We start from the raw sequence: 23,162 nt of genomic DNA on the forward strand, positions 1-23,162 counted from the left end.
TTTTCACTTTTTCACGTTTTTACATTGCTGCATGAAGTGAGCCTGTGGTCAGAAAAATTTTAAAGATGAATAAAGGGGAATCTATGTCAATTGCCGATCTTCGCAAAGATTATCAACAAGCCAGCTTGACTGAAACAGATGTCAATGCTGATCCGTTTGAACAATTTGGTACCTGGTTTGAAGAAGCGCTGAAAGCCGATGTTGCCGAAGCCAATGCCATGAGCCTGTCAACGGTCAATGCCGAGGGACGCCCATCTTCACGCATCGTTCTGATTAAAGAATTTGATCATCGCGGTTTTTGCTGGTTCACCAACTATGACAGCGCCAAGGGGCAGGATCTCGCCACCAATCCTTACGCCGCATTACTGTTTTTCTGGACTGCGCTTGAACGTCAGGTTCGAATTGAAGGAAAAATAGAAAAAATTACTGCTGAAGAAAATGACGCCTATTTCCATAGCCGCCCCTTGGGCAGCCGTCAGGGTGCACATGCCTCACACCAAAGCCAGCCCATCGCCAATCGCGCTGCATTAGAAGAACAACTCGTGGCAGTACTGGAAAAATTCGGTGATCAACCACCACGTCCCGAACACTGGGGAGGATACCGTCTGGTTCCAGAAAAAATTGAGTTCTGGCAAGGCCGTAGTTCGCGACTGCATGATCGCATCGTCTTTACCCGTAATGCCGATCAAAGCTGGTCAATTACACGGCTGCAACCATAAATATTGCTGCAACCCATAGTGAATAAATTTTGCCCCGTCAGTTCGCTAATGAACCCGGGGCATTTTCTTTTCTGGGTCTCTTGAGCCTTTTCGTCATAAAACTGTCATTGAATAGAAACGCCTTGTTACCAATCCGCAAGTAAGAGCAACTACGCTTCCATGTTATTCTCGGATCTTTCTGCATCAATTAGCATTTCATGAGCAAAAAACGAATTCTGTTATTAAGCGTTTCAGCGGGTGCTGGACACCGTCGTGCGGCCGAAGCAATACGCGTGAGTGCCTTGCAAAACAATGAAGATCTGGATGTCTGCCATCTCGATGTGATGAATTTTGTGACCGCTGGCTTTCGCAAAATATATACCGATTTTTATATTAAGCTAGTCAACAAAGCGCCTACTTTATGGGGTTATCTCTACCACGCCACCAATGAGGCACAATCAGATAGCACCATGGAACGCCTGAGACGCAGCGTTGAACGTCTGAACTCTCGTCCTTTACTACGAGCGATTGCTGATTTTGCTCCCGACGCCATTATTTGCACCCACTTCCTGCCCGCGGAAATCTTATCGCGATTGATACTCAAAGAACGGTTGTATTGTCCGGTGTGGGTACAAGTAACTGATTTTGATCTGCATCGGATGTGGATACATGAACGGATGTCAGGGTATTTTGCGGCCAACGATGAAATTGCTCAACGTATGCGCTTAAGCGGCATTGCTGAACACCAGATTCATGTCACTGGCATTCCAGTCATGCCCGCCTTTACCAATCACCCTCTGCGCGAAGAATGCGCAACGGATATCGGTCTGGATCCCACCAAACCAACTGTATTACTGATGGGAGGTGGCGCGGGTCTGGGAGGATTGGACAAAGTTGCAGGACGCTTGCTGGCTCTGAAAGTGGATTTTCAACTGATCGTCCTTGCAGGTAATAATGCTCCCGCACTCAAAGCTTTGCAGACCATGGCACCGAATTTCTCTGGCAGATTGGCAGCACTTGGCTTCACAGACAAGGTGGAGCGTCTGATGGCCTGTTCCGATCTCGTGATTACCAAACCGGGAGGATTGACCACATCAGAATGCCTTGCTATGGGATTGCCTATGATCGTCAATTCACCGATACCGGGTCAGGAAGAACGTAATGCGGATTATTTACTGGAACAAGGTGTAGCCTTGAAAGCATACGACGATCTGAGTCTCTCCTACAGATTAGAATTTTTGCTTTCACACCCTGAAAAGCTTAAAGCCATGCGGCTTGCGGCAAGCGCACTCGGTAAGCCCTATGCTGCCCGTGACGTCATTGAGCTCGTATTAGAAAACGCGTAGTTCACCGTCGGACTTCTAACAACTTTCTCAGACTTACCTATGCAAAAAATCAACAAAGAATTTTTATTGATGTTTACGTGGGTTGCACTACTCGCGATTTTCTTCTCTCAGGTCGAAATTCAAATTGAAGGCTCTGCCGGATGGGGCGCTAATCTGCCAACCTGGCGTATAGAAAAGCATTGGCTGCTTGATTTGTTCTGGGGCGGACGGGCAATGACTGGGTATCACGCTTGGGTATTTCCGTTCATTGCTATGTTTTTCCACTTTCCTTTTTTCTTCGGTCAAACCTGGACACTTAAACTACAGGCGCGGGTGATTGCCTGCATTATCGAGTTCTGGATTCTGGAAGATTTTTTATGGTTTGTGATGAACCCGGCGTATGGTCTGCCACGCTTCGTTCCGGAGATTGTCAACTGGCATCATCACTGGATGTGGGGTACGCCAATTGATTATTGGATCGGTGCCGCGGTGGCAGCATTTTTATTTCGCTATTCGTTCAACCAGCCAAAATAAACATCCCACCCTCAACGCTGTGTGAATCAAATTATTTCCAATGATTTCAGATCATCTTCGATGCGATTTGATTCAGCATTTTTCCTTCAAAAATACTAAGCCTGCTCTCCAATTGCTTACTTGGGATCTTCCTGCTGATGAGGTACAGGCGGTGTTGCCGCGGTTTGCTTTTCAGGAATTTTAAAACCGGCATACGTACCAGCGCTCATTCCCAACAGTGCCAAAATATTTGTATCCAGATCTGGCATAGCCACGTTTTGCAACACATAAATCAGAAACAAAACACCGAATAACACATTGAACACCAGCATCTGAAAGCGGTACAACGCTAAGCCTTGGGCATCACTTAAGATGTCATTCCAAAAACCCTGACTACTACCCAACACGTTTTGCTTACTCGCGTCGACGCCAGCAGCAGTAAGATAAGTCGCACTGCCAATTCCCATTAAGCCCAGCGCATGCGCTGACATAGTAGGGATTCCTTCAGCAACGATCCATAACCAAATATAAGAAATCAACACGATAAAAAACCACCAGGCCATTTGTACGCGCCCCATGCTGTAGGTGCGACACTGGACCGGAATAGTGCATGGACCATTTGGTGTATCGCGTAGCAAAGTCGAGGCATTTCCCAACTGGAATAAAGCAACGCTGACAATAGCAATGAACGCAAAACCCAATAACAAATAAGGGATGCGGATGATCTGATAATGCATGGTTCCTGCCGCAATCAGGTTTTCACCACGCGAGTCGCTAAAGCTGACGGTATAGCTCAATTCACGCTGAAAGCCATGTCTTGCATCCCGCCATGGCGAACCAGATAATGCATCGCGTAACCTTGTAAGCTCTGCGGTATCAGGTTGCGGTAAAAAATAATCGAGCCCATATTGGTTGGGATCCGCATCGCAATCCGAGGCTTTCAAAGGCATCAATTGACCATTGATACGCAAATTCAGTTGCCCGATTTGCGTCGCCGGAAATTGATCACAAATGCCAGCGACATTAATTTTGAAAGACTCGTTGATGTGCAGTGGTATCGCAGGTTTGCCCAAATTCGTACTTGTAGTCTGTGCAAATGCGGCACCAGAAGTCAAAGTCAGCAGGAGAAATAAAGCGCTTAAAAATTGTTTGAATTGACGTGTCATGTTTTTTCTCCGATTCAGACGGGTAACAAAAATAAACTGCGTTCCGCAGCGCGACGTTTAACTAATTCAGGCAAGCGGTGTTTATTCGCCATGACCCAGCGCGAAAACTGCTCAGTGTACCGTCTTGATTGACGCCAGTCAGTGCTCGTCAATGTCAGCACACTGTAATTCCTCTCTATTCTTACTATGCTGAATACTATCAAAAAAACAAGTCAGATTATTAATTGTTGGAAAATTGGTTGCACAGATGCGATCTCGACGATCAAGCGACAGCGCATGAGCATTGGAACACGCAACACGAATCTTTGACGTTATTCTTCAAGCTTTTTGGCCCTGGTCTCCCCAAAGACAATCAGCTTGCTTTAAATTTTTTTTAATCGGTTGACAAACGGAAATTGGAAGAATAATATACCTACCAACTAGTCGGCATCGTTAATTGGTTAACTTAATTCATTGTCTGTACGCATTAGCTACTCCTTTTACCGCGCTGTACCATGTAAAAGTGTGTTCGCTGATGCATGCGTATGTATGTTTTTTTAATCACAAATTCTACCAACTAGTCGGTACATTAAATAAGCTTCAAAATGCTGTTTGGAAATGTACCTTGGTTCTATTTTATAAACTTTTAAAGGAAATATCATGCAAGCAACTGGCAACAAACAAAAACGCGTTCTCCTGGTCATGAGCTCTGTCGATGAGATGGGCATCAGCGGCAAGCACACCGGTACCTGGTTCACTGAATTGGCGGCGCCCTACTATATCCTGACGGAAGCTGGTTACGAAGTTGTACTGGCATCTCCGAATGGCGGCGAAGCGCCTATCGATTTGCTCAGCCATAAGGCACCATTTACCACCGAGTACACGGAGCGCTTCTTAAAAGATCCTGTAGCACTGTACGCTGCCAGAAATACACGCAAGCTACGCAATATCGATTACAGCGGTTTTGACGCCTTATTTTTACCAGGTGGCTACGGCCTGCTGTGGGATCTGGCATCGGATTCTCATTTGCTCAAAATGATAAAGGATTTGCATGCGGCGCAACGTCCGATCGCGATGGTATGTCACGCCCCTGCGATTTTGCGTGACGTGAAAAAAGAGAACGGCGAGTACCTCGTCAAGGGAGTAAGCCTGACTGGCTTCAAAAACGCCGAAGATGCTGAAATCGAACTCGACAAGCACTTACTGTTTTCATTGGAAGATGAATTGAAAAACCGTGGTGCGAACTACCTCAGCAAAGCAAACTGGGAACCTAACGTCGTCGTCGACGGCCCATTGATGACAGGACAAAGTCCAGCATCAGCAGCACCTTTAGCACAAGCATTGGCTAATCGTCTCAAGGCTTAAATTTTAATCTGGCGGCTACCTGTTTAAATCGCAGTTCAACTTGCAAGAACTGAAGATGTCGCCGGGTAGCCTGCTGCTATTTTAAAGTATCGCCATCAGTGGTCTTTTGGGCGGAACAATCTTGCTGGCGTGGAAGAAGTGATTTTTTCCATCACAAGCTTAATTCGATCAATTCCCAAAGTACGATTGTGATTGCAAAAATGAAAGAGCATTTCTCAGTTGCATTCCAGTTTGATCTGGAAAATTCGTTTTAAATTTATTTATTAAACTACCGATTAATCGGTACAATGGAGCTATGATGAAATTACATACAGATACTTCTGTTCGCGTTACCGTTCAATCCAAAGACTTGCCTTGGGTAGATTCGCCAGTGCCAGGTGTGCAGCGTCAATTGATAGAACGCGATGGCGATGAAGTGGCGCGCGCTACGTCAATTGTCAGATATGCAGCGGGAATGACATTTTTTAGTCATGAACACGAACTCGGCGAGGAATTTATCGTGCTCGAAGGCGACTTTAACGACGAGTATGGAAGCTATGGCCCGGGTACTTACGTCAAAAACCCACCCGGATCCCGCCATACCCCCTTCACCGTACACGGCTGTACGATTTTGGTGAAGTTACGGCATATGGAGAAGAATGACACAGAGCGCGTCGTCATCGATACTGCGAATGCCGAATGGTTTCCGGGTACGGTTCCCGGGCTCAGCGTTTTGCCTTTGTCAGAATTTGGTACAACGCATACGGCACTGGTCAGATGGCAACCAGGCACTTATTTTAAAATGCACAATCACTTTGGCGGCGAAGAAATATTCGTGCTTGAAGGCATGTTTCAGGATGAAAATGGAAACTACCCTGCCGGTACCTGGATCAGAAGCCCACACATGAGTGCCCATGTGCCGTTTAGTGAAAATGGATGTCTGATTCTCGTTAAAGTGGGACACTTACCACCGATAAAAAATAAGATTTTTTAAAATAAACGATTTTAATATGAAACATTTTTCAGAAATTTCAGCGACCGCGGAACGCGTTGTAGACGCGGCCGAAAGCCTGATACAGGAACGCGGCTACAATGGTTTTTCGTATGATGATGTGGCGAAGTTGGTCGGCATCAAAAAGCCGAGCATCCACCATCATTTTGCAACCAAGGGCGAGTTAGCAGCGGTTGTTGCACAGCGTTATACGCACCGTTTTAAAGAATCGCTGTTACAAATAGAAGGCCACCACGTGAAAGCGCAAGATAGATTGACCGCGTATGCTGACCTCTTTGAAAAGACTTTCAGTACCAACAAACATCTGTGTGTTTGCGGCATGTTAGGTGCTGAGTCAAGTTCCCTGCCAGATTTGGTCAACCATGAAGTAGAACGTTTTTTTGACGTCAATGTTGACTGGCTGACCCACATCGCGCAAGACGGTCAGCGTGCGGGACAATTGCTATCTGTACTGAGTCCCGAAGGCATCGCCGAGACCTATTTGTCGATCTTAGAAGGCGCAATGATCGTCGGTCGTGGCATGCAAAAGGGCACCGGACCGTCGCATGTCGCAAGCCACTTTTTGAAAGCCTTGACGATTGCCTGAACCCAAGAACGCATACCACTTTGAATCATTTTTTCAAACTGATTGGTCAGCACTGCAAAGCAGGGGAAGAAGTGAGCTACCCTGATCAATCGACCACCATTGCCCAAAATAATTAATGGACTTGATCGTCGGCAAGAATGATGATTTTTTCGAAATGAAGATGATGCATAAACTCGCGAAGTATCAGCAAACGGATTGCAAAACTATTGTCTTCGGGTATGCCTTCTGAGCTTGCAGGTTTGCCCTGAATCACCGCGGCAAGGCGGCTAAAGACGCGCTCCATTGCATCAATCTCCATCACCATCGTTTCGCTGACCGCAATACCAGCAAGTTGCGCAATCTGTTTGATTTCCAGGCTATCCGTCACCAAGATCGAATTCGTTGAAATGTCGCGGTGATGGCGAATAATTTCATCCTCTATCACTTCTATCGCCATCTCGAATTCGAGGCGCTGAGGTGGGGTATGGCGCAATAAGTCGCGCGCTGAGCGCTGGGCACCAATGTCCATCGGTATCACACGACTTTGCTCCCCCCCGATGTCACTCACGACAATACTGTTTTCGGAAGATATATCCAACATTGTCAACGCATCAGTGGCTTGTAAACGCTGGCGAATCAAAGCTATACGCTCATGAAAATGGTGTATTACATCTTGCACAATCTGCTCCTTCTTCGGTGATCTATTGCCAATTAATATTAAGGAACATTTTTCAATGAACACAATTAAACCAACTAGTTGGTAGAAATATTAATCCGGAGAATTTGGGATGTCAACATATTTCATCTTTCAACAAAGAACAGTAGAGGAGCATTACTATTATTACAAAAAATTACAGGTTTTCTATAACTACAGGCTTACACTGCGCACTCAAATTTAGCAACGATCAAGGTCGTATTTATGTTCTATACAAGATTCAAAGATACCTTGCGGACTCTGCTTCGTATCCGCCAGGAGCGTGTCTTGCCTCCGCCCGGTGAGAAGCCAGCATTTGGCAGCACTATCATTCTCAATCGCTTAAAAATGCAACTATTTGTTTCGATAGATTATGAACAATGGGAATGGCTGACCCTGCGCGGTTGGCGCACCTTGGATGTCCGTCAAAATCGGCGTCGCTATTACCGCGTCCCACGAAACGCTGTAAGCCGTTTAATGCACGCAACACCAGAAGAACGTGAAGAATTGCATCAACGCATTATTACTCACAAGTACTCAAGAAAGCGATTGCAATAATAAAAATACAATAATTTCTTTTAATGCAGTTTTTAGGTAACTTTTTCGACCAATTTCATCTGTAATGAGCACAAAAACACGAATCTCCCACTTTGCGAAATTGAGCCCAACTATCCAAGTGCTCACTGACAAATTGCCATAACTTGAAAACCGTTTAAAATTAATTTTTAGACAAAATTCAAGCAGGCTGCAAGAAGGTAAAATGCGGCATGCTATTGTATGGACTTACTTACAAGCCATCTATTGTTATTATGTTAATTTACACCTATTGTCGCTTAAGGCAGTCAGGACAGTCCAAAGATTCTTTAGAGTTCCAACGAGTTTGCACAGCATGAACGGAATATCAATTCAGATAATTATTTTTCCCACCCGTATTGCTCTTGGGAACGCGGTGCGAACGAAAATATGAATGGATTAATTTGCCAGTTCCTCCCTAAGAAGATGCGATTTGAAGCCATCAGTGAAGGAGATATGTTGAGTGCGATGGATAGCTTAAATCATCGCCCCGGAAAATGTCTCTGTTTCAAAACGCCGCACCAAGTATTTATGAAGCAGCTACAATCGCATCAACATGTGATTGCACTTCGAGATTGAATCCGCCTTGAATTCACCTAATAATTGTAGTAATTAAGCAACGAATAAGTGTTCATGCGTTGGCAATCCTTGTTGTTTGCAGCGGCATTGATGTGGCTGATGTGAAGGCAAAAAGTAGATGCAGATTTCATCACATTTTTAACATCTTAGCTGCAAATATTATTCCCCATGCAGTTCGACATTGCGAGGGCAGATTTAGGGCTTACTGACATCATGTGCTTATTTAAATACGCAAGAATATTTTTGGCATTATTCTCTATTTCATAACCGAACTCAAATTCTGCCAACAATTGAACGCCGTTTGTGGTGCTCAGTATTCCCCTTTGCATAGTGAGTTGCTCCCCGTGGCGTGTCAGATAAAAGGGGATGAGGTATTCTTCTAGCAAATTGGCCAATATTAAATGATGTGAAGCGACGATGAGTAAGCCTTTTTGACTTAGTTCTTTAAGCACTGCAGCGGCGGCAGAAACAGATTCGACGTAATTGGTGCCGCGAAAAATCTCATCAATAAGATACGTGCCCAGATGGTTGCTATTGGCAGCATTTACTAACGTTTTTGCGCGTTTCATTTCAGCGATATAAAAACTCTCATTATTTGCTAAAGAATCCTCGTTATGGATGCTCGTATAAACGGGACTAAGATTAATTTTTGCATCGTCTCCATAGCAAAATCCAAACGCTTTACCAACGACGAGATTAATGCCAATCGCACGCAGAAAAGTACTTTTTCCAACGCCATTTTGACCAGAAATAAAACACCCCTTAGCATGGAGCGATATTGACAATGGCGACGCATCGGTGAGCAATGGATGAACAACGCGGTTTAGCGTCACACTATGTTCGTCAGAAATCGTCGCAAAACAAATTCTCGGTTGCGAATGAAAATGCCGCGCCAATTTAATATCAGCTTCTAGTTGAGCCACTGCCAAATAGCAGCTTTGCAAATTTATTCTATATCTATCAATCGTGCGCATGCCTTTAAAATAGTGGAGGATGTTTGCCATCTGAAACCAGTCGAAATAGGCAAGCATTTCAGGTAATACAAAAGCAGAACTAGCGCGACGTTGTAGCTGCTGATGAATATGAATAATCTCATGCTGCCCTGATCTGAAAGGCTCACATTCTATGCAAGGTTGTAAGCTGAGTTTGTAAGCAGTTTTGAGTAAAATTTGTATCGACTTTGACGACAAATTCCACATATATAATCTGTGATGAAATTGAATTTGCAGATGAAATAAAAAGCAAACAATCAACCCTGTGGCAATGAGCGTCACGGGATTGAAATACGAAAGCCCCGCCGAGATTGCAGCACCTAATGGGATGATCCATGCGTAACGATGCCACCGCTCACTTTGAGGCGTTGTCGAGGTGTCGAATAAAATGGTGGCGATCTCAGTTTCTGCGGTGCGTAAAAGCGCGCATTCTTGTTCTAATTTATTGAGATTGGATGCATCATTGATAAGTGATTGCAAACGAGATTGCTGATGAAAAAAATGCTCTTTCTTTTGTCCAAGACGCAAGCGTTGATAAAAAAATTGCTGTGCAAAAATACTTGCGCCGATCGATATTTTTTTTAAATAATCATTCAGTAATAAATCATTCCAACTGATATTATCAAGCGCTACGCCAGTGTCATTTAAGCTTTGATGATGTAGAGCGGCGATTTCTTCAGTGCTGAAAAAATGATCTTTCTTTTCAATAGCTTGGGGCCTGAATCCGGGAATGATTTTAAGTTTGATATTTGTCCAGCTCAAAGCTAGCATCCGTAATAGTGACATGTTGCAGACCCTTATTAATGACACGCCTTTGAAGGCGTGGATCGGATATGGGGTGCGGATGTAAAAATTGCAAGTACCTCACTGTCAGCGATGTCTGAGCCAAGCGATTTTATTAAAAGTAATTCGTTTTACACCGCAAAGATACGCTTGCGATGTTTAGATCAAAATTGAGTACGCGCCAACATAAAGCAATAATCAATGCGACAAACGGGGAGAATTTTTTCATGGCACCAAATATTAAAAAATCAATATTATCTAAATATCACTACATTTTGTCCTCTATTTTGATACAGGTATAATGCAAGCATAGAATTTATTTAGTTGCAAAATATCAATATAAGGTATTCCATAAAGTTGCATGCAAAATTTTAGTGACGACACTCACGTCCAGAACGAGGATGACCTCGCACTGCAGACGTATTTCAAAACTGGTATTTCTCCCGACGACGTTTCCGCCGTTTTCCCTCTGAAGCGTGGCCAGCCTGTGTTGCAGGCATTCACGGCTTTGTTTCATGGCGGCTTTAACGGGGTATTGTTGCGCCTGTTGGTATTGCGTGAATTGACTGCAGATGTAGATTCGCCATCGCTAAGCCGTGCGGATATCAATACCAAACTCGGCTATCTGGAACCGGAAGCACTAGAAACTGTGCTGGCTCGCTTGCGCTCAACCGGACTGTTGAACTGGGACGCGAGTCAATCGGTGTACCGTATTGCGCCGACCGCAAGGAATGTACTGTCGGCAATAGAGTCATTGTTACAGGTCGAAGAGAACAATGATCAGGCAGAAATGAGCTACATGCTGACGCAGGTGGCAGGTGCACAAGCAGTTGGCGGAGTCTCAGTCGAACAGTTACATCATTTGTTAGGTCGCCTGATTGAGCTGACCGAAGAATTTTCTGATGCGATTGCATCGGGTTCAGAATTCCAACTCCGTGCCGCGCAACAGAAATGGCATACCGCATGTGATTGGGTAGAAAAAGGCTCGCAAATTATTCACGCCATCACTCATGATGAACGCGCCGATGCGGCAACACACAGGGCTGCACAAGCGATTGGTCGGGCGCAAAGCGCGCTGCTGAACATGCAGGGCATGTTTTCACGTGCACTCAATCAAATCGAGCGGCAACGCGTGCATCTTGGTCAATCAGGCTTGTCGACGACCGATATTAAAACCTGGTTGTTGCAGAAAGATGATCTGGCAGCACTAGCTGACGAGGCATTAGCACAACCAGTGACCCCGTTATTTATTACGCCGTCAGAAATGATCGACGTCGCTGAAAGCGAATTATTAAGCCATCGCGTATCAGCCATCGCTGGTGCCTTACCGGTTGGTGAAAATGCGATTTCCGTCGCCAATGATGATAGTGACGCACTACACGAGTTGGATCACTGGCTGGATTTGCTGCATAAAACTGACGCCAAAGAAAAACCCATTGCATTACAAGATATTTTGCTGCCGGCTAATTTTGCGATTGCCTCGTATCGCGCGTCGATGTTGCCGTTGCTTGGCGACGCCAATGAATCGGCGTTGCAAGGCGCGACCGGCACGCTGGCGCGCTTGCCATTGGTCTTCAATTCCAAAGACAAAATGCAAAAGTTACACGACCCGCATATTGCGGCGATGTCCATTGCGAATCTGAGTTTCGTTGAACGCAACGAGACCGTCTCAGAGTCAACCAGCACACTAGCACCGAATAGAGAAACACCATGACCGAAGATGCACAAATTCTGATCGCGCGCCTGTTGGCGCACCAAACTTTGCGCCGTGAAGACAAACTCGTGAAACGCGCTTTGTCTGATGAAATTTTCCGCACCGAATTGGATACGCGGCTCAAAGCCTGCGGCATGAAATTCATGGATAACGTGTATGCAGATTACGTCACGCTGGCACTGACTCGCGATAGCGAATCCAAAGTATTCGGTACTAAAGAAACCTGGCAGAACAATAATTTTGGTCTGGCACGTGATGGCGTCGCGCTCTTAGTCGTACTGTGGTCACTGATCATTTTGCCTAAACGCGAACGACAAGAAGCACATCAATTAGCAGAAGAAGATCAGAACGATATGTTTGGTAAAGAAAAGCCATTGCCGCGTGCAGAAGATACGTCGATCGGCATTTCGTATCGCGCTTTGCTGGCAGACTTTGGCGACAAGCTGGGTAAAAAAACCCGTATGGATATGAATCTGGGTCAACTTGCACGCGTAGGTTTTATTGAACGCAAAGGCGATATGATTTTAGAAGGGCCGTTACTCGATTTATTGATGGATACCGACACCTTAAAGGATCGCATCATTAATGGTGCGTTGTCAGATATTTTTCATATACCTGCGCCACGGACACCCGCCATCATCGCGGCCGACACAGTCAACAATGTCGACACCAGCGATGGAGAAATCGCACCTGACGCAGAATGATCAGCCATCTGATAAGCCATCAATTCCTATTTTTATTGATACGCATATCAACGTTCACCAGACAAAAGAATACACACCATGTTTCATATTAAATCGTTAGAGTTGGTTCATTGGGATTACTGGCAGCGGATTAAAAATATCCCACTCGACGCCAAGATCATTACCATTGCCGGGCAAAACGGCTCAGGAAAAACCACCCTATTGGATGCTTTACGTACCTTGTTCGGTCTTGAATGTTCGATGGGGCGTTCGTATAAACATTATGCGCGTCACTCTGGTCAACAAACGGCATGGATACGCTCGGTTGTCGACAATAGCGCGGTAGGGCCACAGATCTCGAATCGACCATTTCGTATGTCTGGCTTATACGATGATGAAGTCACATTGTTTTGTAAGATAGAAAAAAACGGCGGTGACTGGAAGCGTCAATATCTGATGCGCGGTGGCAAAGTTGAAATCGAAGAAGTCACCGAAGCGAATGATTGGCTAGGCGTAGAGAGCTATCGGAAACGTTTATCCCATGCGGGTTTATCGAATGCGATGGGTAAAGTACTGGCGCTGGAACAAGGCGAAACTGACAAGCTATGTGAATATGCACCGCGCCAATTGCTGGATCTGGTATTCCAGGTGTTCGGCGATAAAGAAGTGCTGGATGCGTATGATGATGCGAAGCGCCATCAACGTGATACCGAAACCGAGTTACAACGTTTTGAAACCGAACTCGAAGGCGCAAAAGCTAACCTCGAAGGTTTGCGCCTGAAAGTCGCGAATTACCACCAGTATGAAAGCCTGAGCAAAGAAAAGCGCGATCTGCAAGAAGAGGTTTTACCAACGCTGCAATATCACGAAGACCTGGAAAAAGCCAACGCGACCAGCCAGTCTTTACGTGCTTCGCGCCGCTTCCTGAAAACACAGGACGACGCTTTATCCGAGCGTCGCCAGCATCTGGCGCAGCAAGCACAACAGGTATCCGAAGCCAAGCAAGCAGAAGCTGCACTGGAGGCAGAAGAATCATCGCTGCGTGAAAAGCTCTCGCATATCAATGCTAAATTAAAGCCGCAAGAAAGTTTGCTGGAGCAAAAAGCCCGGTTGCAAAAACTGGCTGCCGAAGCTGATGCCGATGTTGCCAATATCGCTGACGAGCTAGAGAAAAAAGAAGCCGAACTTTCGCGTCAAAAATCAGAACGCGATAGCCTGAGCCAACGCATTACCGCTGAAATGGATACGATTGCGGCGCTGCAAGGTAAATCGAGTTTACCGGATCCGGAAAATGTCCGTCAGATGCGCCGTGCTTTGAATGACGCCAACATTGATCACTGCATGTTGCCGGATATTGTCGAGGTCACAGACCCGCAATGGCAAGGCGCCGTTGAAGGCGTATTGCGCGGCTATACGTCGGTCATTTTGCTCGACAAAGCGAGCGACGCAGCTGCCGCTTATCGTATCGGTGAAAAACAAAAATACAGCCACTTCATCGTTCCCGATCGTATCAGCGCCCCCTTGGTCAAAGATCGCAGCCTGATGTCTGTTGTGAACTTCACGGCACAAGCACCGGCCTGGCTGATCGAGCAATTACAACGCATCGACACGGTTGCGTCGATTGAAGCAGGCATGAAACTGCCACGCTCACAGGAATGGATTACCCCCGACGCTTATCATTTTGAACGCCGTGGTGGACGCTCTTTATTTGTCGATGCTTCGCGCTATCGCTTTGGTAATGCAGGTCGTAGCCAACGTCTGGAAGCGTTACTCAAATCATTGCCGCGCCTGCAATCGCAAGAAGACGTGCTGACGATGAATATCAGCAAACTGGCAGGTGAAATCAGCGCTTATAAAGCGCGTCTGGCCGGTGTTGACGCAGCAAAAGAGCTGAGTGCTCGCCACGCAGAATTTGAAGAAGCAAGCCGCAATACGCAACCGCTCAAACAGCAACGTATCGAAGTCGGTAGTCGCCTGGGCGAACTCGCACCTTTACTCAAAGCTGCAACCGAACAACGTTCAATTGCCCATTTAAAATGGGAGCAAGCGAAGGCTGCAATTGCCGATGCTGAGACCCAGTTACGTGCGTCTGAAAAACGCCACGCTGAAGAACGCAAAGCCCAATTTGAAACCTTGCGTGCGATGCGCTCAACGTGGCATACCCTGCCACCGAATTGGAAGCGAAGTTCGCATCGTAAAGATTTGGTTGCCGAACATGAAAACGTGCATCAGATCGAACTCCGCATCCGCAGTTTGACGAATAATCTGGCCCGTGATGATTGGGAGACAGACTCAACGGTAGTGGATCAGTACACCCGTTTAAACGCTCTGCTACAAGGTCGTCAGGCAGAAACGGATGAACGCCGCTACCAGAACAACCGCGCGATTGAAGCTACCGTGAATGCGCGTGCGGCCTATATGGATCGCTTACGTTTCACCATCAAATCGTACAGCAAAAACATTAAACAGCTAGGCGAGTTAGCGGGTATTGAAGTCCATACCGATCCGGTCAAACTGGAAAACGATGATATCCAACTGGCGCAAGCGGGCTTGCATGTACGCTTTAAGTTTGATGGCAAAGGCCCTATCGGCATGAACGACGGTGAAGCATCCGGTGGTCAGCAGGTCATGAAATCGTTGATACTCTTGATCGGCTTATTGAAATCGGAAGATGGCTCAGGAGGTTTTGTGTTCATTGACGAACCATTTGCCCATCTGGATATTCGTAATATTCAGTTAGTGGGTGAATTCCTCAAAAATACCGACGCGCAATATCTGATGACGACGCCATTGACGCATAACACCGACGTCTACGATCCATCCGAATTGACGCTAATCACCAGCAAAAAGAAAAAAGATACAGAATGGGCGCAACCGATTTTTGTCCTGCAACGTAAAACAGAAAAAGTAAAAGAACGCGCAACAACATAAAGAAAGTCTCTTAGGGCGAATGCAACCCGCCAACCCCGTGCGTACGCGGTCACCGCGTGGGTTGCTCCTGCCCTACCAAATTAAATCGACTTTAGAAAAGCATGTCGCGGCGGTGTTATCATGCGTGCTTTACATAGTTTCCCTCTGTATCTATGTCTATCCCCGCCACCATCGAGCAAGCCGCTACTGTCAAAAAATATCTGCCCTGGGTCGTCGCCATTGCCTTGTTCATGGAGCAATTGGATTCAACGATTATTAATACCGCTGTCCCAGCCATGGCGAACAGTTTACAGGTCAGTCCGCTGAGTTTAAAGGCAGTGGTTACCAGTTACATTCTGAGCCTGGCGGTAGGGATACCAGTCAGTGGCTGGATTGCTGATAAATTCGGCACCCGTAAAGTATTTAGTCTGGCAGTTGCCATTTTTACGCTTTCGTCAGTATTGTGCGGTCTGTCTTTGAATCTGCCTATGCTGGTTGCTGCGCGCATCATGCAAGGGATGGGGGCAGCGATGATGATGCCGGTTGGTCGTCTAACGATTGTACGTACCTTTCCAAAATCAGAATTGCTGGCAGCAATGAATTTTGTGATTATTCCGGCCTTGATAGGTCCGCTACTAGGACCGACTGTAGGTGGCTTAATCGTGCACTGGCTGTCCTGGCGTGTAATTTTCTTTGTCAATATTCCTGTTGGTCTGGCAGCACAATATCTGATCCATCGGCACATGCCAGATTACTACGGAGAAGAATCAAGACCACTGGATGTGAAAGGCTTGGTGTTATTTGGTACCGGAGCTGCCTTATTATCATGGTTGTTAGAAATTTTTGGCGAGCACTCGATCTCTGCTCCTATGACCTTTGGCCTGTTTGCACTGGCTTTGAGTTTGCTGGCATGGTATGGCTGGCATTCACAACACACAGCAACGCCATTGCTCAGACTTCAATTATTTGATGTCCGTACTTTCAGGGTTTCAGTGGTTGGTGGCTTTATTACACGTCTGGGGCTTGGGGGGCTGCCATTTTTACTGCCACTGCTATATCAATTAGGGCTGAATCTGCCCGCCTGGCAGTCTGGTTTGTTGATGATGCCGGCCGCGGCTGCGGCGATGTTCATGAAACTGATTGCCAGCGGTGTATTAAGGCGCTTTGGCTATCGCAAGGTGTTAATTCTGAATACACTGATGATAGGCGTAACGATCTGCACATTCTCACTCATTACGCCCGGTACGCCTTGGTACATGATCGTCTTGCTTAGCTTAACGCAGGGGTTCTTTAATTCCTTGCAATTTACCAGCATGAATTCCATGGCGTACGCCGATATTAAACCCGCCGACACCAGCATGGCGAGCACCATTGCCAGTACTTTGCAGCAAATGTCGATGAGCTTCGGGCTGGCGTGCGGATCGTTGGTAACGGCATGGTACCTGAGTGGATTGCCACAATCTGACAAAGTCGCGGTGACTTCTGCGCTGCATCACGCTTTCTTAACGCTGGGTATCATGACTTTATTTTCCTCTATCACATTCTGGAGCTTGCGCCCGGAAGATGGTGAAAGCGTCAGTAAAGGCAGCGCCTAAGCACAATACTCTTCCCAACAAACGACATTTTTTAATGCTATGCGTGCAACGCCTTGAGAAGTAAAGCAGTATCAGGCACAATCCAGACACCATTTTTTTTGGATAAGAATATGAATGTCGATGCAGGTCTCGGAGCAGATGCGCTGGCGCAAGCAGTTGTCGTCAATGAAATAACAGGTGAAGGTCGCGACCCGCATTATGCACCTGAAGAACACGGCATTTGCGCCAATTGTGAGACACCGCTGACCGGAGCGTACTGCCATGCATGCGGACAATCAGCGCATATTCACCGTTCGCTTTTGCATATGTTTGAAGAGCTTTTGCATGGTATCTTTCACTTTGAAACAAAAGCCTGGCGCACAATTCCTGCCCTGATTTTTACTCCGGGCAAACTAACGCGCAATTACATCGCAGGACAAAGAACTCGCTACGTATCACCACTGGCGCTGTTTTTGTTTTTGATTTTCCTGATGTTCTTTGTATTTTCTTTGACCAGCAGTCATTACGATGTGGACAATAGTGGAGGAAAGGCCGAAGCGAATGCAAGCATCAGTAAAGATCTGGACGCAGCAAAAATTAAACTACAATCCTTGACTGCAGAGCGAGAGAAATTAGCAAAAGGCGATCAGAAAATTGAAAGTATCAATGAAGAAATCAATGACACGAAAATTGAAATTGCAACCCTCGAAGTATCCTTGAAGGCGATAGGCCAATTACCAGCAAAAAATCCTGAGCCTAACGTTAGCAAAGATAAAAAGAGCAAACTAAGCGGTACGATTGACCTTTCTGGTGATGGCAACAAAGGATTCGATTTGGTACTGGATAACGAAAACGTCAGCGCTTCCACTCCATGGATAAAGGAGACATTGAAACATGCGGCACAAAATCCGGAATTGACACTCTATAAAATGAAGAGTGCGGCATCTAAATTTGCTTTTTTATTGATGCCAATTTCATTGCCATTTTTATGGTTAATGTTCATTTTCAAACGTCGATATGTCATGTTTGATCATGCTGTATTCTCGTTATTTTCGCTCTCTTTTATGGCGATACTGATTATGTTTGTCGCTATTTTGAGCAAATGTAATCTGGGTGGTGTCGCAGCATTTTTCACCGTAGTAGTGCCACCCGTGCATATGTTTGCACAATTGCGTGGCAGCTATGCACTGACAAAATTCGAAGCATTCTGGCGAACTATCGCACTCTTATTTATTGCTTTGATTTCATTAATTATTTATGCGCTGATTGTGGTTGGAATTAGTGCGTAAAAATATGTATTGATGTGCCCAAAAAACTGCACCGTGCGCGGTGCAGTTATTATTTAAAGCACAATATTATCAGTTGATATTTCGCTTAATAATTTGATCTAGTTCACCACTCTTTTTTAGCGACTCAATCGCAACTGATGCAAACTAATAATTGCCTCGCGCGTAGGGGTTGCAACGGCATCTTTGAGCGTGTAAACATCTAGTGCTTCATAGAAAATTTTATGGGCGCGGTCGAGGATATGTTTGAGTTGGCAATTCCCCTTCAAACCACATGCAGGCTTGGCGCAATCGATTAACTCTGTATGGCCTTCCAAGGTGGAAATTAATTGGCCTAATTTATATTTATCGATAGGCTGAGCCAAAGCCATGCCACCACCTTTACCGCGCGTCGTGACTATCCATTGTTGTTGAGCTAGGAAATGGACTACTTTAACGAGATGGTTGCGTGAGATATCAAATTGCGATGCAATCTCAGAAATCGTCACCGGCTCTGTACGATCAGGGAAGGTCAGGTAAATCAAAACGCGCAGACCTAAGTCGGTAAAGTGTGTAAGTTGCATGAGTTCTCTTTGGTATTGATTGAAAGGCGAGTCAGCAATTACAAACTCGCCAATGAGCCGGCGATGCAATTATGCAGCAACACCGCCACTACCAAAAGCTTCTGCATGAATTTTTCCAGCGTCCACACCAAGCTTTTTCAGTTTGTTAATTTGCTCTTGCATAAAAGGAACCGGCCCGCAAACATAATAATCTGCATGAGGCTGCGCAACCAAGGGAGCTATTTGCTCCAGATGCAACCGTCCCGCGTACTGATAATCATGATCAACCACATCTTGTTCGCGTGGCGTTTCATAGAAAACCACGTGTTTCAAGTAAGGGTGCTGCGCCGACAATTGTTTGATATGCTGCTTAAATGCGTGCACTCCCCCATGGCGGCATGCATGAATAAACGATACGGAGCGTGTTGAATTCGTCTCAATGAGATGTTCTAGCATCGCTAACTTTGGTGTGATGCCGACGCCAGCACTGATTAATACAACAGGGGTACTGCGATCTTCATGCAAAAAATAATCGCCCATCGGTGGTGCAAGCTCAATCAAACTGCCAATCTCTAGTTGATCGTGCAATACATTCGAGACCAGACCGTCTGGATTTACAGCATGTCCTTGCTCACGTTTGACAGAAATGCGTAAAAATGATTTACCCGGTGCGCCTGATAAGCTGTATTGCCTTGCCTGACTGATCCCCATTGTCGGGATGTGCACTTTGACCGAAATGTATTGTCCCGGACGATAAAGTGGCACTTGCCCCCCATCTGCAGGTGTAAGATAAAACGATTTGATTTCATCACTTTCTATTACTGTTTTTTCTACTCTGAAACTACGCCAACCGCTCCAACCAGCGTCCTGATTTGCTGCCTGTTGATAAATGTGATTTTCGTGAGCAATCAGAATATCGGCCAACTGTCCGTACGCCGCGGCCCATGCATCAATTAAAGCATCACTCGCAGCATCACCCAACACCTCTTGTATCGAAGCTAGTAAATGTTTGCCGACAATCGGATAATGTTCAGCACGAATCCCCAGGCTAACATGCTTGTTAGCAACCAAATTTAACACCGGTTGCAAAACCTCTGGGTTATCGATGTGCTCAGCATACGCCAACACCGCCATTGCCAATGCCTGTTGTTGACGCCCTGCTTGCTGGCTTGTCTGATTAAACATTGGTTTCAATTCCGGATTATGAGCAAACATCCGTGCGTAAAAATGCCGTGTCAGCGTGACACCATGCTGCGTTAAAACTGGCACCGTCGATTTAATTAATTCACGGGTTGTAGAATCCAACATATCAAACCTTATTAAATATATTTTAAATACATCTTTAAGCACGCATTACAATTTGCAAATCTGTCGTTCAATTCACATCACACTTAAAGTACTGAAATCATCATACATTTTTTAACATATATTTTCAATGCATATTAAAAAATGTCGATGCCTGAGAAAATCTTCAGAAACTTTTGGTGTTAATTTTTAGATAATGTCTTTTTGCGAATGAACACCCATTTACATGCTGGAATGCGAGTGGATACGCAGGCGCTGATCATCTGCCTCCAGCGCAGACTGACATTTGATGCAACGTTCAGCGGTAGGTTCTGCCTCTAGTCTGGCGTAAGGTATCGTTGCACCACATTCGCGACAAATATCTGCAATATTCTCACTCAAACGCGCTTGTGCTCTTTGCAAGGATTGCCATTCAGCATGTTGATGCAAGTATTTTGACATCGCATCGTGATTTAATACGTCATTAATCGCACCATCACCTTCACCACTGTCATGGCGTAGAAGATCGGGATTATGCTGTCTGAGTTCTGTCTGAATTTCTTGCTTCATCAAATCTAATTTCGATTTCAAAGCAGCTTGTTGTTCGTTATTTAGGCTCATATTTTCTCACTGAACACTTCATGGTTAAATAGGTGTTACCTGCAATTCCGTGTCAGATAGCAGGGATAAATAGCTTATAAATAGCTTATAAATATGATACTCAGATTACTCCGCTCAGCTTGTCTAACTTTGATGCAACTCAATGTTGTGTCTTATCTCTTTGTCCCACGAACGCTCGAAGAATAAACAATGGATTCATTCCCGTCTTGTCAGATAACAAAAAAGGCACCATACGGTACCTTTTTATGTCTGATATAAAATGTCTGTTGGTAGTTCTTAAAACTCTTCCCAATCATCTGCTTCAGCTTTAGTTGACTTCGTTGATGTCGTTGCACTCAGTGCTGGTGCTGCTGGACGGGTTTTCGGAGCTGGCTTAGGTGCAGGTCTAGGTGCAGGTTTGGCAGCTGTTGAAGATTCTACACTCGTCGCCATCTGTGAACTAGCCGTATGATGACGCTGATGCAAACCTCCCCCACCGCCTGAGCTATTTAATTTAAACACCGATACAACCTGCGTCAATTTATTTGCCTGATCTTGCAATGAGGATGCAGCGGCCGCTGCCTGTTCAACCAATGCCGCATTTTGCTGCGTACTTTCGTCCATGTGTATTACCGCCTGATTGATCTGGTCGATGCCAGAACTTTGCTCATGACTGGCATTGCTAATTTCACTGACAACAGCACTGACTTTCTGAATACTGCTAACGATATTAGTCATTGCTGCGCCAGCCTGATCAACCAGCCTGGTGCCTGAATCAACTTTCTCCACCGAGTTATCGATCAGCGTTTTAATTTCTTTCGCCGCAGATGCGGAACGTTGCGCCAGATTTCTGACCTCGGCTGCAACCACGGCAAATCCACGGCCTTGTTCACCGGCCCTGGCGGCTTCCACCGCAGCATTTAACGCCAGGATATTTGTTTGAAATGCGATACCATCAATCACACTGATAATGTCGACGATTTTTCTGGATGATTCATTGATCGCCGCCATTGTTTCAACTACTTGTGAAACCACGGCCCCACCATCCACAGCTACGGTGGACGCGGTACTCGCCAGTGTATTGGCCTGACGTGCATTATCTGAGTTTTGTCTGACGGTGCTGGTCAATTCTTCCATCGAAGATGCGGTTTCTTCCAACGCACCAGCCTGTTGCTCGGTACGTGAAGAGAGGTCCATATTTCCAGTTGCTATTTCTGTTGATGCAACAGCAATAGCATCGGTGCCTTGTCGTATTTGGGTACAAATTCTTTCCAAACTATCCGACATTTCTTTGATCGCACCAAGAAGCTGTGCTACTTCGTCACTACCGCTAGCATCAATTTTTTGCGTTAAATCACCAGCAGCGACGCCTTTGGCAACAACGATTGCTTGATTCAGAGAATTAACCAATTTTCTTACTAAACTCAATCCCATAAAAGCAACAGCTAGGATGCCGATAACACCGATAACACTTGCCAACCACACTGCGGAGCTTAAAATTTTCTTTGCCTCATCAGCACCATCGGATCCGAGTTTGATGTTGTATTCACGGTGCGCCTCCAAGTCAGTACTCATTTTTTTGATGACGTCTTGTTTGCTAAGCATCTCTTGCAGAGCTTCCTCGTGCTTACCTTCTGCATCTGCATTAAGTACCTTTTCACTTATCGCATAATAAGCGGCGATTGATGACCTATCCTCCGCCAACAGGCCTTTATCTTTATCGTCTGAGATATTTTCTTTTTCATATTTATTCAGAACACTTTCGACGACGGTCTTTTCTGCCGGAATACCTGCCCGTACCGATTTCTTTGCCTCAGGATCAGTCGATGCTAATGCTTGCCACGTTTTAACCCGAATGTTTGCTATCGCATCGGATACAAGCGCCAATTCCCGCAAACTTGGGACAGTGTTTATGTTGGCATAATCTGCTGCATCATATACGCGATAAATTTGGTAGACACCCAAACTAGCCAGGGTAACCATCGCGGCAGCAGCGAATAAAACAAGCAGATAAAGTCTTTTTGCTATGGTCATTTCTAACTCCGGTCTGGTAAAAAAATCACAAAACGAATGTAAAAAGGCTAAACAAGACGTCATTTAGATTTATATGTGTCAGGAACGACATTAAATCAACTTTTGGGTGGAGCTATATCTGATTCGGTATTTTTTAAACTAAATTCACAATGTGTTGTTTAAATTCATTTTCAATTTAAAAACACAAGCAAACTCAAAATGCGGCTAAAAAAGATTTTTTATTTCAAGTGAGGATCGATCAAATTTGATCTGAAAAACTATCGCACTATTGAAAAGTAATGTAGTTAATTTAGTAAAGAATGAAGATAAAAT

The 23,162-nt window shown here is 45.4% G+C and carries 20 protein-coding genes and 1 pseudogene; 13 read left to right on the forward strand and 8 right to left on the reverse strand.

The window, feature by feature from the left end:
* Positions 1 to 83 precede the first annotated feature (83 nt).
* The 3 genes from pdxH to H8K32_RS02570 all read left to right on the forward strand — a co-directional run bounded on the left by pdxH (position 84) and on the right by H8K32_RS02570 (position 2,557).
* A complete protein-coding gene (pdxH, locus tag H8K32_RS02560; RefSeq protein WP_186910918.1) occupies positions 84 to 719 on the forward strand; it encodes a pyridoxamine 5'-phosphate oxidase in 636 nt (211 codons plus the stop codon).
* Positions 720 to 916: 197 nt separating this feature from the next.
* A complete protein-coding gene (locus H8K32_RS02565; RefSeq protein ID WP_186910919.1) occupies positions 917 to 2,044 on the forward strand; it encodes an MGDG synthase family glycosyltransferase in 1,128 nt (375 codons plus the stop codon).
* A 39-nt stretch (positions 2,045 to 2,083) separates the two neighbouring features.
* The gene (locus H8K32_RS02570; protein WP_186910920.1) at positions 2,084 to 2,557 is read left to right on the forward strand and encodes a hypothetical protein; all 474 of its coding nucleotides are present in this window, start codon (positions 2,084 to 2,086) and stop codon (positions 2,555 to 2,557) included.
* Between the two features lie 116 nt (positions 2,558 to 2,673).
* Here the strand turns inward: H8K32_RS02570 and H8K32_RS02575 are convergent, their stop codons facing one another.
* Together H8K32_RS02575 and H8K32_RS02580 are read right to left on the reverse strand one after the other, a co-directional pair.
* Positions 2,674 to 3,702 carry a hypothetical protein gene (locus H8K32_RS02575; protein WP_186910921.1) on the reverse strand — a complete coding sequence of 343 codons (1,029 nt, stop codon included), beginning with the start codon at positions 3,700 to 3,702 and terminating at the stop codon, positions 2,674 to 2,676.
* A gap of 14 nt (positions 3,703 to 3,716) precedes the next feature.
* On the reverse strand, positions 3,717 to 3,863 hold the full coding sequence (locus H8K32_RS02580; protein ID WP_186910922.1) for a lysozyme family protein: 147 nt from the start codon (positions 3,861 to 3,863) through the stop codon (positions 3,717 to 3,719).
* A gap of 478 nt (positions 3,864 to 4,341) precedes the next feature.
* Here H8K32_RS02580 and H8K32_RS02585 point away from each other — a divergent pair, with 478 nt between their 5' ends.
* From H8K32_RS02585 to H8K32_RS02595, 3 genes are all read left to right on the forward strand, one after another.
* Positions 4,342 to 5,046: a type 1 glutamine amidotransferase domain-containing protein gene (locus H8K32_RS02585; protein ID WP_186910923.1), complete on the forward strand. Its 705-nt coding sequence runs from the start codon at positions 4,342 to 4,344 to the stop codon at positions 5,044 to 5,046.
* Between the two features lie 298 nt (positions 5,047 to 5,344).
* Positions 5,345 to 6,019: a cupin domain-containing protein gene (locus H8K32_RS02590; protein WP_186910924.1), complete on the forward strand. Its 675-nt coding sequence runs from the start codon at positions 5,345 to 5,347 to the stop codon at positions 6,017 to 6,019.
* A 16-nt stretch (positions 6,020 to 6,035) separates the two neighbouring features.
* Entirely contained in the window at positions 6,036 to 6,623 is a 588-nt protein-coding gene (locus H8K32_RS02595; RefSeq protein WP_186910925.1) for a TetR/AcrR family transcriptional regulator, read from the forward strand.
* 112 nt (positions 6,624 to 6,735) lie between these two features.
* Here the strand turns inward: H8K32_RS02595 and H8K32_RS02600 are convergent, their stop codons facing one another.
* Positions 6,736 to 7,281, reverse strand: a complete 546-nt coding sequence (locus H8K32_RS02600; protein WP_186910926.1) for a hypothetical protein — start codon at positions 7,279 to 7,281, stop codon at positions 6,736 to 6,738.
* Between the two features lie 240 nt (positions 7,282 to 7,521).
* Here H8K32_RS02600 and H8K32_RS02605 point away from each other — a divergent pair, with 240 nt between their 5' ends.
* Together H8K32_RS02605 and H8K32_RS20695 are read left to right on the forward strand one after the other, a co-directional pair.
* The gene (locus H8K32_RS02605) at positions 7,522 to 7,854 is read left to right on the forward strand and encodes a hypothetical protein (RefSeq protein WP_186910927.1); all 333 of its coding nucleotides are present in this window, start codon (positions 7,522 to 7,524) and stop codon (positions 7,852 to 7,854) included.
* Between the two features lie 309 nt (positions 7,855 to 8,163).
* Positions 8,164 to 8,448: pseudogene (locus H8K32_RS20695) on the forward strand (transposase); the annotation flags it as partial.
* Between the two features lie 146 nt (positions 8,449 to 8,594).
* Here the strand turns inward: H8K32_RS20695 and H8K32_RS02610 are convergent.
* Complete coding sequence (locus tag H8K32_RS02610; RefSeq protein ID WP_186910928.1) at positions 8,595 to 10,226, reverse strand: MutS-related protein; 1,632 nt, start codon at positions 10,224 to 10,226, stop codon at positions 8,595 to 8,597.
* Positions 10,227 to 10,584: 358 nt separating this feature from the next.
* Here H8K32_RS02610 and H8K32_RS02615 point away from each other — a divergent pair, with 358 nt between their 5' ends.
* From H8K32_RS02615 to H8K32_RS02635, 5 genes are all read left to right on the forward strand, one after another.
* Positions 10,585 to 11,937 (forward strand): hypothetical protein, encoded by a 1,353-nt coding sequence (locus H8K32_RS02615; RefSeq protein WP_246447090.1) that lies wholly within the window; start codon positions 10,585 to 10,587, stop codon positions 11,935 to 11,937.
* Positions 11,934 to 12,641: a hypothetical protein gene (locus H8K32_RS02620; protein ID WP_186910929.1), complete on the forward strand. Its 708-nt coding sequence runs from the start codon at positions 11,934 to 11,936 to the stop codon at positions 12,639 to 12,641. The genes H8K32_RS02615 and H8K32_RS02620 overlap by 4 nt, the downstream gene beginning before the upstream one ends.
* A gap of 78 nt (positions 12,642 to 12,719) precedes the next feature.
* Positions 12,720 to 15,551, forward strand: a complete 2,832-nt coding sequence (locus H8K32_RS02625; protein WP_186910930.1) for an ATP-binding protein — start codon at positions 12,720 to 12,722, stop codon at positions 15,549 to 15,551.
* 152 nt (positions 15,552 to 15,703) lie between these two features.
* Positions 15,704 to 17,125 carry a DHA2 family efflux MFS transporter permease subunit gene (locus H8K32_RS02630; RefSeq protein WP_186910931.1) on the forward strand — a complete coding sequence of 474 codons (1,422 nt, stop codon included), beginning with the start codon at positions 15,704 to 15,706 and terminating at the stop codon, positions 17,123 to 17,125.
* Between the two features lie 110 nt (positions 17,126 to 17,235).
* Positions 17,236 to 18,393, forward strand: a complete 1,158-nt coding sequence (locus H8K32_RS02635) for a DUF3667 domain-containing protein (protein WP_186910932.1) — start codon at positions 17,236 to 17,238, stop codon at positions 18,391 to 18,393.
* Between the two features lie 116 nt (positions 18,394 to 18,509).
* Here H8K32_RS02635 and H8K32_RS02640 read toward each other — a convergent pair whose 3' ends face one another.
* The 4 genes from H8K32_RS02640 to H8K32_RS20540 all read right to left on the reverse strand — a co-directional run bounded on the left by H8K32_RS02640 (position 18,510) and on the right by H8K32_RS20540 (position 22,850).
* Positions 18,510 to 18,953, reverse strand: a complete 444-nt coding sequence (locus tag H8K32_RS02640) for an RrF2 family transcriptional regulator (protein ID WP_186910933.1) — start codon at positions 18,951 to 18,953, stop codon at positions 18,510 to 18,512.
* Positions 18,954 to 19,022: 69 nt separating this feature from the next.
* Complete coding sequence (gene hmpA / locus H8K32_RS02645) at positions 19,023 to 20,240, reverse strand: NO-inducible flavohemoprotein (RefSeq protein ID WP_186910934.1); 1,218 nt, start codon at positions 20,238 to 20,240, stop codon at positions 19,023 to 19,025.
* A gap of 219 nt (positions 20,241 to 20,459) precedes the next feature.
* On the reverse strand, positions 20,460 to 20,837 hold the full coding sequence (locus tag H8K32_RS02650; RefSeq protein ID WP_186910935.1) for a TraR/DksA C4-type zinc finger protein: 378 nt from the start codon (positions 20,835 to 20,837) through the stop codon (positions 20,460 to 20,462).
* A 276-nt stretch (positions 20,838 to 21,113) separates the two neighbouring features.
* Entirely contained in the window at positions 21,114 to 22,850 is a 1,737-nt protein-coding gene (locus tag H8K32_RS20540; protein WP_186910936.1) for a methyl-accepting chemotaxis protein, read from the reverse strand.
* Between the last annotated feature and the right edge of the window lie 312 nt (positions 22,851 to 23,162).

The sequence above is a fragment of the Cognatundibacterium jejuense genome (genome assembly GCF_014284255.1).
In the GTDB taxonomy this organism is placed as follows: domain Bacteria; phylum Pseudomonadota; class Gammaproteobacteria; order Burkholderiales; family Burkholderiaceae_D; genus Undibacterium; species Undibacterium jejuense.